Source organism: Paenibacillus liaoningensis, from assembly GCF_059609455.1.
Window position 1 is genome coordinate 203,896 of record NZ_JCAALU010000013.1, and the last position, 11,780, is coordinate 215,675.

The 11,780-nt window shown below is 45.7% G+C and carries 7 protein-coding genes and 1 riboswitch; of the genes, 5 read left to right on the plus strand and 2 right to left on the minus strand.

From position 1 onward, the window contains the following. Positions 1 to 223 precede the first annotated feature (223 nt). Positions 224 to 1,387: a response regulator gene (locus AC6B99_RS21180; protein ID WP_056043836.1), complete on the plus strand. Its 1,164-nt coding sequence runs from the start codon at positions 224 to 226 to the stop codon at positions 1,385 to 1,387. Between the two features lie 48 nt (positions 1,388 to 1,435). On the opposite strand, the gene AC6B99_RS21185 is transcribed toward AC6B99_RS21180, so the two are convergent. Continuing rightward, positions 1,436 to 1,930, minus strand: coding sequence for a GNAT family N-acetyltransferase (locus AC6B99_RS21185; protein ID WP_063892706.1), 495 nt, complete (start codon positions 1,928 to 1,930; stop codon positions 1,436 to 1,438). A 236-nt stretch (positions 1,931 to 2,166) separates the two neighbouring features. On the opposite strand from AC6B99_RS21185, the gene AC6B99_RS21190 reads away from it, so the two are divergent. The 4 genes from AC6B99_RS21190 (at position 2,167) to AC6B99_RS21205 (ending at position 10,919) form a co-directional block, all read left to right on the plus strand. Continuing rightward, a complete protein-coding gene (locus tag AC6B99_RS21190; protein WP_496664167.1) occupies positions 2,167 to 2,628 on the plus strand; it encodes a hypothetical protein in 462 nt (153 codons plus the stop codon). Between the two features lie 359 nt (positions 2,629 to 2,987). After that, positions 2,988 to 3,072, plus strand: a riboswitch (cyclic di-GMP riboswitch). Positions 3,073 to 3,085: 13 nt separating this feature from the next. Next, on the plus strand, positions 3,086 to 3,901 hold the full coding sequence (locus tag AC6B99_RS21195; RefSeq protein WP_056043845.1) for a transglutaminase-like domain-containing protein: 816 nt from the start codon (positions 3,086 to 3,088) through the stop codon (positions 3,899 to 3,901). Positions 3,902 to 4,184: 283 nt separating this feature from the next. Beyond that, positions 4,185 to 10,058 carry an SdrD B-like domain-containing protein gene (locus tag AC6B99_RS21200; protein WP_496664168.1) on the plus strand — a complete coding sequence of 1,958 codons (5,874 nt, stop codon included), beginning with the start codon at positions 4,185 to 4,187 and terminating at the stop codon, positions 10,056 to 10,058. Between the two features lie 216 nt (positions 10,059 to 10,274). Then, positions 10,275 to 10,919, plus strand: a complete 645-nt coding sequence (locus tag AC6B99_RS21205; RefSeq protein WP_496664169.1) for a class D sortase — start codon at positions 10,275 to 10,277, stop codon at positions 10,917 to 10,919. A 92-nt stretch (positions 10,920 to 11,011) separates the two neighbouring features. Here AC6B99_RS21205 and AC6B99_RS21210 read toward each other — a convergent pair whose 3' ends face one another. Next, on the minus strand, positions 11,012 to 11,770 hold the full coding sequence (locus AC6B99_RS21210; RefSeq protein ID WP_081419178.1) for a GGDEF domain-containing protein: 759 nt from the start codon (positions 11,768 to 11,770) through the stop codon (positions 11,012 to 11,014). Positions 11,771 to 11,780 lie beyond the last annotated feature (10 nt).

Genomic DNA, 11,780 nt, shown 5'->3' on the forward strand with positions numbered 1-11,780 from the left:
TTTTGCCTGTAGGCAAAACCAAAACCGCAAATCGCAAGAGCAGCAAGCGTTTGACCTGCCTTAGGTTTAACGCTTGCTGCTCTTTTGCTATATAAATTTTCCTGAATTTGTAACGACTATTCATGCCAAATGATTGCGGCAACTATTTAACTGCATTATAATTGTTGTCAGCATGGCAGAGTTTGTGAACGAGTGGTTATTTCGTATATTAAAGGAGTCAAGCATGAAGGTTATCCTTGTAGATGATGAAAGCCTCGCTTTGGATTACTTGGAGCGGCAACTCGTGAAACTAAATAACGTAGAGGTATTGGGGAAATATGAGGATCCAACGGTCGGGAAAGAGCGGATTTTGCTTGATCTGCCGGATGTTGTATTTTTGGATATTAATTTGCCCGAAGTCAGTGGCATTGCGCTTGCCGAGCAACTGCTGGAGGTAAGACCAGAGCTGAATATCGTATTTGTAACCGCTTATGATGAATATGCAGTGAAAGCTTTTGAGCTGAATGCGCTGGATTATGTCGTCAAGCCGATCCATCCTGAGCGGTTAATGAAAACGATGGAACGGATTCAGAAGCGGCTGGACTCCCATGTGAAGGATAAAGGGCAGGCCGTGCAGCAAGTGATAAAAACGAATGAGGAGCAGCACCTGATTTTGCAGCTGCTGGGGCAGTTTAGTGTCGAATTTTCTGGAAAAAAGGATGCAGCCATACGTTGGCGTACGACAAAGGCGCAGGAGCTGTTTCTGTATTTGCTCCAGCATCGCGAACAGCTGGTAAGGAAATCGCTATTAATCGATTTGCTATGGCCCGATAATGGGACGGAGAAAGTATATGCCCAGCTGTATACGACGGTGTACCATATTAGGAAAACGCTTGATCAGTTTGGAAAGTGTTTTCACATCGCCAATACAACAGAAGGATACATATTGACACTTAATCAGGTTGTGCTGGATGTGGAGGAATGGGAGAGAGGAATTGCTGCTGCACCGCCGCTAGCGGCGGCAACCCTTGCGGAATACGAGGAGGCTATGAATCTTTATCGAGGCGATTATTTAAAGGATTATGATTATTGGTGGGCGGAGAGCGAACGCCAGCGCCTGAAGCGCCTGTGGCTGAATACTTCCTATCGCTTGGAAGCTTGGCATGTCGAGCATGGCCAGCTGGATAAAGCGATTGCCGGATATATTCGAATTATCGAGGAGCATGCGCAGGCGGAAGAGGCTTATTTTGCCTTAATGCAGCTGTATGCGTCTAAAGGGAATCATCTTATGGTTAATCAGCAGTACAATGCTTTAACCGCCGCGCTGATGGAGGAATTGAACGAGCAGCCAAGCGCATACATTACAGAATGGTACAAAGATTGGAAAAGCGGCGTTAATGGTTTGTAGACTGGTGAAGGAAACAAAATGGTAAATAATTGGAGGGGCAAGCGAGTGCTATTGACTTTTTAAACCATAGCCCTCATAAATAGCTCTCCAATCCAATGGCCGTGCCATTCTTCTTTCTACTTGCTCGAGAGGCTTAAAACCATACTTGGCATATAAAGTCTGAGCATCTTTTGTACCTAGATTAAAGCTTGTTCCTTTTAGTTTGGGGTGCTCCAATATGGTTTCTAATAGCCACTTGCTAAGTCCTATACCTCGAAACTCGGGTATAACAAATACATCCCCTAACCAGGAAAAGCGGACAAGGTCGGTGACAACTCGCGCAAAACCAACTAGCTTCGCTTGTTCCTTAAGCGGATTCCCCTGATAAATGCCGTAGCACAAAATGGAGTGTTCAATGGCTGCTTGTACAAGTTCTTTGTCAATTCCGTTTGCCCAATAAGATTCCTCGTTTAGAAATTTATAAATCGTTTCAATATCCAAATAAGCTTTATTTGTGCTAATTGTAAATCCGTCGCTTCTAGTCCAAAGTTTTTGTTCTTCCAAAGGGCTGCAGTCCTTTCTGAGTATTCCTTTGAATTATCATACTGTTGAAGGAATAAAAATTCAATATTCTATGCGGCCTATTATTTTGTAAGTTTTGCGAGATTAAACAGAGATTTTGTCGAGAAATTGTAGAGTTGCCCTATTTATAATGGAGGAGTAGGTGAAAATGGAGACGGACAAGCTTTACGAGCTTCATTTTCAAAAAAATAGCATGTCCAAAGGAATGGTTGAAGAAGATGATGATAACCGAGAAGCGGCAAATGAATGTCATTCGCCATTTTCGCTATCCTGAGCTGGCTTGCTGTATAAGCGAGGGAGCCCAGCACCTACGACAGCTGAATTTGAATCAAATGACCGATTACACCATCGTTCGTGGCTTTTATACCCATCATAGAGGTCATTTTATTGGCATTACAGCTACTTCTGAGGGGCCTTTGTTTTTTTATGACAAGCAGTATTTTCAGCTTTCGGAAGGGGAATTTATGATTACTCTGGAGCATGATGATAAGCGGAACACGTTTTCTTTTTGGTGGGACGGGGTGGAAATATGCCGCCTGAACTACCAGCGTCAGCTTTATCGGTACAATGAGGGAATCGTAGATGATGGTATTCGTGATTTTTTTGCGTGGCTTTATTTGTCGACAGGACCAAGGAAGTTTTGGAGATTCCAAAAGTTTTACACGGTCAAAAGCAGCTAAACGCTGTTTCGGGTATCGGAATTTTATCAACCGACATAGGATTGATAAAACGCATGATGGAGTTGAAGCGAGATGGGCGCAGAACATTTGAAAGAATTTCAAAGCTTGAAGCACGAAGATGAAATGCGGTATATGCTCCTGCTTAGAGACGTAAAGGGCATGCTTAAAGAGCGGAAGGAAGAGCCTTTTATGAAACGGTTAAAGCGGAGATGGATGAAGAAAAACCAGAAAATACAAGCCTCAGCCTGGAAATAAAAAAGATTTAACGTATTGTTTATTGCAAATAATGGGTATATACTAGAGATAATCATAGTTTAATATAAGGTAGTTTTTCTACCTAACACGACTTACAAAACTTTACACGATAACGGCAAACCTGTCGAAAGGCAGGGACGCAAAGCTAAAGGGCCTTCTCTATTATTAGATGGCAGCCTAGCCACCGAAGGGAGTTTTTTTTATGCGCAAAAGTTTAACGGTTATGATTTTGCTGGCGTTGATTCTGTCCGTGTTCCCTCAAGCAACTGCTCAAGTGGCAGCGGCAGCTGGGACAAGCTGGCTCGACGAATCCAATGTGGATAAAGGAAGCATCGGCATTCGTTATGAGGTCAAGTCAGGCGTAGATACAAGGCTGGTTGTAGCCAAAGACGGCAAAAATTATACGTATGCGCTCCGGACAAACCAGACAGAAGAATGGTTTGCGCTTCAACTGGGCAATGGAGATTATACGATTTCATTATTGGAAAACGTAAGTGGTACCAAAAAATATAGAGCAGTTCATACAGGCAAAGTTACCTTGAATTTGAGTGACAGCAGCCTCGTCTATTTGAACTCCATACAAAATATTGATTGGAGCAGCAACAGCAAAGCGGTTAAGAAAGCATTGGAACTGACTAAGGGAGCAAAGACGGATACCGAGAAGGTAACGGCGGTTTACAATTATATTGTAGCGAATATTTCTTACGATCATCAGCTTGCGGCTAAGGTGACCAACGATTATTTGCCTCAAATCGATCGTACCTTTAGTTCGCAGAAAGATATTTGCTACGGCTACGCTGCATTAATGGCAGGCATGCTTCGCAGCTTGGACATTCCGGCCAAGATGGTGACGGGCAAAGCGTCTGATGTATCAAATTATCACGCTTGGAATGAAGTATATTTGGACGGCAAATGGATCACGATCGATACGACGCTTGATGCTGGCCTGAAGAACAGCAAGAAAGCGGGCAAAATGATTAAAGACAGCTCGCGTTATACGGCTGCTAAAGTTTATTAAACGGAAATAAACACATATAACTCAATAGGTACACACAGAAGCTTCGTCTATCCTTCATCGGATGGACGAAGCTTTTTTGCAGTTATTTAGCTGACGGATAAAGGGGAGGCTTGTAAAGTTTTTGTACAGTTGGGCTGGATATAATTTTCTTATTTGAATACAAGGAGGAAGAGGATGGAAAATGACGTGGTATTCGTAAGGTAATGTTTATGTACTAGGCATTATCGGTATTCACAACAAGAGAGAAACTAGAGGAGATAGAGAAAAAGAGAGGATTGATGAGATGCCCGCAAGTAGACAGAGAGCGATCAGGCACAAGATTTCCTGGATCATGCTGCTCGTTTTGCTGCTGCAAGCTGCATTACAGCCATTCGCAGCACCGGCACAGGCAGCAGGACCGATTACAGGGCTGACTTTTACAAAGACAGCCAGTGTGAGCACTGTTAATGTAGGAGATACCTTCAAGTATACGATCTTGTATCAGGCAGATGGAGCAACTCATGTCGGTAAGAATGTAACGATTGTTGATACAGTACCGGCACAATTTGAAATTGTAGATGGCTGGGAGGATGGAGGCTGGGATACGAAAAATGGCCAAACTCTAACCGTCAATGCACATCCATTGCCTTCCGGTACTTCGGTGAAGCTGGAAATTCCCGTGAAAGCGAAGCCGACTGGCTCAAGCTCGGTTGTGCCTACGACGAATACGGCGACGATTACACTCGTTGATTCAGCGGAAAGTACAACGGCATCGGCGAATGTAACGATTAACGCGGACCCGAATCCGGTAGCTACACCGACGCCTACAGCAACACCGACGGCGACGCCAACTGCTTCGACCTACGACAAGTGGTGGGCTTATAAAAGCCAAGCTACGGGATTTGGCAGCACAGTTCCGATTATTGGCGGAGCGGTTGAGTATACGGTAGGCATTAAAGGCGAAGCCGGCAATGCTAACCCTGGCAGCTTGAAAAATGCGACGTTAGTCGATACACTGCCGCCAGATGCTGTATATGTGAGCTCAACAGAAGGCGGTGTCTATGATTCAACAGCTCGCACGATCACTTGGTCGAATATTGAGCTTGCTTCCGGACAATCTTTCGAAGCGAAAGTATCGGTCACCTTCCCTGACGATTTAGGGTATGGTCATCCGACCGGAACACCGCTGGAACGCAAAAATAATGTTGAAATTTTGAGCGGTTATACGCTCGAAGGTGGCGGCTCGGTCACTGATCCTGAAGCTGATGTGACAACTAAATTCGGAGAGCCAGTATCTGGCGTTTCCGGACTAACCAAGTCGCGTGTTTACCAGTATCGCTGGCATGGCCAAACACAGAAGTTCAACATCGGCGGCATCAGCAATACGGGGACGAATGTAAATACCTCTTTGTCGAACCTGGTATTGACAGATGTGCTGCCTGCGGAAATGGACTACAGCAGCATTAAAATGCCAAATGTATTCACTTCCCAGCTTCGTTATAAAACAAGCGATGGTACGACTGAAACTTGGCATGCGTATAGCGGCAGCCTTGCGCCTAACGGCACAATTACAGTGAGCACGACAGCTGGTACGAACCGCATTGTGCTAAATGCTGGCGAATTTTTGGTTGCCTTGGAGTGGTCGTTCAGCACCCTAGCTCCAGGAGGTACAATTGGCGGCATTGAAATTACAGGGACCGTTAGAGATTTTGCTAATGGCACGAACACCCCTGTCGTCCACGGTGATCAAGTAACGAATCAAGTCACGCTGGATTATCAAGCGCTGAATGTTACCATTCCGGGCCAATGGGATGACAAGCCTCAGAAAACGGCTCAGGCAGATTTCAACATCAACAATGAGAAGCCATGGCTTGTAGCTAATAAAGCGATTGGAGCGGGAAATTTCCGTCCACTCAGCACGGTGCCGTTCACACTTACGGTCCGCAACGATATTAAAGCAACGGGACCTTATATTAATCCAGTTGTCTATGATTTATTGCCAACAAGCTTTGATTATTACACGAATCCTAAAATAGCTGATCCTGCTGCGGCACTGGCAGCCTCGTTTACATTTACGGGCACGCCTGCTGGAGCAAGTGCTCCACAGCTGGAGCTTGTTGATAAAAACTGGAACGGTACGGGACGGACCCTTGTGAAATGGTCATGGTCCGACGGCACCTCTTTTGCTCCAGGTACAAGCTTTGAAATCAGCTATAAAGGCGAGGTCCGTGCAGGTACGCCTCAAGGTACTACCTACACGAACGATATGTATATTACAACAAGCGATCCAAATTCAGAGTTCTGGCATACAGGGGATTCCGCACAGGATAATCCGCAAAGTTTGCCAGCGTGGCAAACACGCAACAATACGATTAAAGATACAGTTATAGGCTTTGATCCAACGGCGGGAACGGATGAGTTTTTTGTTCATGCTTCAGCGAACGTAACGGTACGCAAAGCATCTCTCGTCCAGTCGACAAAATGGAATCAAGGCGATTTGGAGCCTATTTTCCGGGCATCAGATGATGCTACGTATGATGGAGAACCAGCTCTTCCTGTACAGCCATTTGATTATGATGGCGATATTGAATACACCGAGTACCCGCGCTACAGCGTAACGTACGAAGGCGGAACAGCGGATTACAGATTGGCAGTTCGCAATAGCGGCAATACGAGACTCGGCGTCATTGATGTGCTGGATATTTTGCCGCATGTAGGCGATAATGCACTGCGCGTCAACAGCGGTTCGCCTTATGAAGCAAGGGGCTCCCAATGGCAGCCTAACCTAGCGGAAGTACTCTCTTCCGGCAATAAAACCTTTACATCCTCAGCGGCAGCGGGAAGCAGAACGGTAAACTACACGCTGTCCGCGTATTACAGCAAGTCGGTTAATCAGGAGCAGGTTGTCAATTTCACGAATGTGAATGACAGCAAGCAGGGCTGGATCGAACAAGGGAATTACCAAAAGGATGATTTGACAGACATCAAATCGCTCTACTTCCAGCTGTCGAACATTGTAGGCAGTGATGGAGCATCTGGACTTGCGCCAGGCGACTATATCGTATTGGATTGGAAAATGGATGCCCCTGTAGGAGCACCGACAAATGAAGTAGCTTGGAACTCTTTTGCCATTCAAGCAACTGAAATCGGTGCAGGCAATGATGAAGGCAGCAAAATGCTTCCAACAGCGCCTAACAAAGTCGGCTTCCTGATTCACCCGAATGACGAGCATGTACCGCTTGGCGAAATCGGCAATTTTGTCTGGTTCGACAGCAACCGTGATGGCACGCAGGATGAAGAATATCCAGGCGACAGCGGCCAAGGTGCAGGTATTAACGGCATTACCGTAAATCTGTACAAAGCGGGTGAAACGACACCGTTCAAGTCAAGCAAGACAGGCTATCATTACAATGGAAGCCCAGGCTACTATTTGTTCCAGGGACTTGAGGCAGGAAATTATTTCGTAGAGTTTGTGCTGCCAGATCGCTACATGCCGACGACAGCCAATGTGCATGGCGCAGATCCAAGCCATACGAATGACAATGACTCCAACCTGGTAACGAAAGGCGCTGCAGTAGACGGTTATACGCCATATCGTACGGATACGATCAGCTTGGGTACTGCTGGTAAAATTCCGACAATCGATTTGGGCTTAATCGAAACAGCATCACCTACTGGCGAGTCTTACCCAACCATCACGTTTGAGAAAGAAATTACAAGTGTGACGCAAGGCTCCTCGACAATTGCTCCATCGCAGCAATATGTAGTGGTAGGGAACGATGTGCATTATAAGCTTTCTTTGAAAAATTCATCTTCTGTTACTTTGCATAATTTTAAAATTTCAGATGCGCTTGACAGACTGCAAGCTGGCTTTGAATTTACTAAGCTGACGTATAATGGCGAGGAAGTTGCCTTGAATGGCGGCAGCCATGACAGACCAGACATTATTGGCCAGTTGGCTAATAGCGGAACGAATCCGTCTATTGTCATTAAAAATCTTGCAGCAGGAGCGGGATTGACGCTTGAAGGCGTATACCGTGTCACGAGTGCGGATTTGGATTTGACAGATTTGGATAATGTAGCAACCGTGTATTACAATGAATCCCCTGATCCGATTAAGGATGAGGCTAGCATTCCGACAGCAGGGCTTAAGATTGAGAAAAGAGGCAGTGCAGTCGCTGTATCCGATACAGCAGCAGGAAGCTGGATTAACTACACGGTTAAAGTAACGAATACAGGCAAACGCGATTTAACGAATGTTGTGATTACGGATACGAAAGTATCCGGCATACCGAGCATTCCATCGCTAAAATCTGGGGAATCGAAGGAATTTACGTATTCCTATCAAGTAACATCAGTAGATACAGCAGCGGCTTCCATTATCAATGTGGCTAAAGCTGTTTCCGATGAAACACCGCCGGTGACGACTGAGCATGAAATACCTGTCGTTTCGGATGAGCGGGGCTCCATCGGCAATTATGTATGGCTTGACCGTAATGAAGATGGGCTGCAAGATGCAGCGGAAACAGGCATTAATGGCATTATCGTTAAGCTTTATGACGATGCAAACCATGTATTGGCTGAGACCGTGACGCATGATGAAAATGGCAAGCCAGGATTTTATTTGTTTGCCGGATTGCCGCAAGGCGATTATCATGTCCAGTTTGTCATTCCGGCAGAATACGGCGTAACGAAGCCGGAAGCTGGAGCGGCAGATGTGGATTCCAACAAAACGGATGGCCAAGGAATAACCGAGGTCATTACGATTGGGCCGGCAGGCTGGAATGATCTGACGATTGATTTGGGTCTTGTTCCACGCGGAGAAATCGGGAATTATGTATGGCTCGACCGCAACCGTGATGGCTTGCAGAACGAAGATGAGAAAGACGGAATTAATGGCATTGTGGTGAAGCTGTATAAAGGCAGCAGCACAGGTACGCCTGTAGCTGAAACTACAACAGCGAATGATGCAAGTGGCAAGCCGGGTTATTATTTGTTCGATAATTTGCTTGCAGGCGAATATTATGTTCAATTCGTTTTGCCAAGCGATTATTTGAAAACAAGCGCGGAGCAAGGAGCGAACGCAGCCCTTGATTCCAACGCAACGGATGCAGACGGCATAACAGTCAAAATTGTTATTAACGAGACGGCTGGCTGGGTTGATCATACGATTGACCTTGGCGTAGTTGCCAAAGGGGTTATTGGCAATTATGTATGGTTTGACCGTAATGACAACGGCAAGCAGGATGAACTGGCTGCGGATGGCCGCAATGGCGTTACCGTACAGCTTTTTGATCAAAACAAACAGCAAATTGGAGAAACCATTACAGCAAATGATGCGAGTGGAAATCCTGGCTATTATTTGTTTGATCAATTGCCAAGCGGACAATATTTTGTGAAATTTATTGTGCCAACTGGCTACACCGTAACGAAAGCTGAGGCAGACGGCGTGTCTGCTGAGGAAGATTCAAACAAACAGGTAGATGGATACACAGAAGTTATTGTTATTGGTGAAGGAGCGCCGCGTGGCTGGGAAGATTTGACGATTGACCTTGGGCTTATTAATAAGCCAACTAGTCCAGGTGGAAATTCGGGCAACCCATCAGTACCGACGCCGACACCTACGCCAACAGCAACACCGTCTCCTACACCAACACCTGCTGTAACGGAGACGCCAACAGCGACGCCTACGCCAACACCGGTGGCTCCAACTCCTGTTCAGCCAGGCACACCGACACCAGCACCAACGGCGACTCCTGTAGTAGAGAAAGATAAGACTAAGGAAAATACGCCAGTTGAAGGTAAAGTTGATGTTCCGAAAGGTGGAAATACAGACGTTGGCAAGCAACCGGAGCATGGACAAGTAACGGTTGACGATAATGGACAATGGGTGTATACGCCTGACCCAGGTTATACAGGCAAAGATGATTTCTCCATTATTGTAAAAGATGCTGACGGCAACGAAGAGGAAATTTTATTTGAAATTGATGTGGATGAAATCCCGCTCGGGGTAGTGGAGGATTCGGATGAAGATGGAGATGGAAATAAGCCAGCACCGAATAACCAAGGCACACTTCCGAAGACAGGTGAGTCCAGTCAATTGCCAATCCAGCTCGCAGGCGCTGCATTAATTGCCCTTGGAGCTATATTGCTTAGAAAAAAACGCTCACGTCCTTAAGCGTGATGCAGTAAGCTTCATAAGAGTAGAAAATTTTTGATTCTGTACGCATTCTACTCTGCACATACGGCCTCCAAAACGAAGATTTTTCATTCGTTTTGGAGGTTTTTTTATAGAAGCGTGTGGCCTGTAGAGAAACTGTAGAGCCAGGCTCTGCATAATAGAGAAGCCTATTCAGTTTAGTTAAGAGACATATAAGCAGAGGGAGCTGAGAATTTGCGTAAAATCGCAATTATATTGGTAGCGCTCGGAGCGCTGCTGCTCATTTATCCGCAGTGGAATGAATGGATGGCTGATCGGGAGCAGGACAAGCTGTTAAAAGAAGCGCTGCTGCTCATGGATACGCCCGAGCCTGTAAATATGGGGGCCGCACAAAGCTACGCACAGCTGAATGATATGTTAAATGCAGGAGAAGAAACCGAGGATGAAGCAGCTTCCCTATTAAACGATTTTCAAAATGGCAAGCCCATTGCAACGATTACGATAGATCGTATTGATGTCTTATTACCGATCCTAGAGGGCGCTACTAAGGCGAATATGAAGCATGCGGCTGTACATATGCGAGAGACCGCTATTTTTGGGGAGGAGGGCAATGCGGCTGTAGCAGCGCATCGTGCCCATACAACCGGAAGGTTATTTAATCGGCTGAATGAAGTAGAAATTGGCGATGAAATTGTCGTGCAGACGAGCACTGCCAAATATATTTATAAAGTGTACGAGACGTTAATTGTGGAGCCAACCGAATTATCAGTTTTAGATAGTGTCCCGGGAGAAAATATACTTACACTTATTACCTGTGATCCGCTCATTAATCCGACGCACAGGCTAATTGTACACGCTCGTCAAATAGAGACACTATAGAGGTGCGTGATTGCTAAATAGGAAAAAAAAGCAAGGAGTCACTCTCAATCCACGGAATAAATGGACGAAGTAGAACTCCTTGCCTTGTGGTTTTATGGCTTAGCTTGATTAACATTGCCGTATTTTTCTTTCGGGAGCTTGCTTCTGCCTTCCCGGAAGACAAAAAATCCATTTTTGCCTTGTTTCTTGGCCACATACATCGCAGCGTCCGCTTCTTTTACAAGCATATCATGCTCAGCGTTGCGGGCCGTGCACATCCGAATACCGATACTCACCGTAATTAACACGTGATAACCTTCGACTGCATAAGGCGTCGTCAGTTTATCCAAAATTTGCGTGGCAGCCCGTTTCGCCATAATAGGATCGCAGTTTTTGAGAATCATAACGAACTCATCACCGCCAAGCCGGAATAACTCACGGCTTTTTTTAGACTCCACCTGTTGTAAGCGAACGCTGACCTCCCGAAGCAGTGCGTCTCCAACATGATGACCGAAGCGATCATTTATTTCTTTAAAGTGATCCAGATCGAGATAGAGAATGGCCATACTTTTTTTGCTGCGATATGTTTTCCAGAATTGCTCAAGCCCATGACGATTATATAGACCAGTAATACCGTCCCTAAAAGCAAGCTTCTTCAATACTGCTCTCTCAACAAGCATGGCACGCATTATTATGATTAGTACGGTAATGATGATGACCATAAAGGTGTTGAAGAAGAAAGGAAGGTTCTGGTTAGAGTAGATTGGCTCGGGGAGTCTGAACAGTTGCGTGAAAAACAGCACCAACATTCCCGTTATTGCGGCAATCATAATGGAGGTCGGGAGAATCTTAACCCATTTTTTTAAGCGCATGTTTTATCAC

Bases quoted from the DNA above. Each gene is read 5' to 3' on its own strand.
- AC6B99_RS21180 (WP_056043836.1), top strand. From the start codon at position 224: ATGAAGGTTATCCTTGTAGATGATGAAAGCCTCGCTTTGGATTACTTG.
- AC6B99_RS21190 (WP_496664167.1), top strand. From the start codon at position 2,167: ATGATGATAACCGAGAAGCGGCAAATGAATGTCATTCGCCATTTTCGC.
- AC6B99_RS21195 (WP_056043845.1), top strand. From the start codon at position 3,086: ATGCGCAAAAGTTTAACGGTTATGATTTTGCTGGCGTTGATTCTGTCC.
- AC6B99_RS21200 (WP_496664168.1), top strand. From the start codon at position 4,185: ATGCCCGCAAGTAGACAGAGAGCGATCAGGCACAAGATTTCCTGGATC.
- AC6B99_RS21210 (WP_081419178.1), bottom strand. From the start codon at position 11,770: ATGCGCTTAAAAAAATGGGTTAAGATTCTCCCGACCTCCATTATGATT.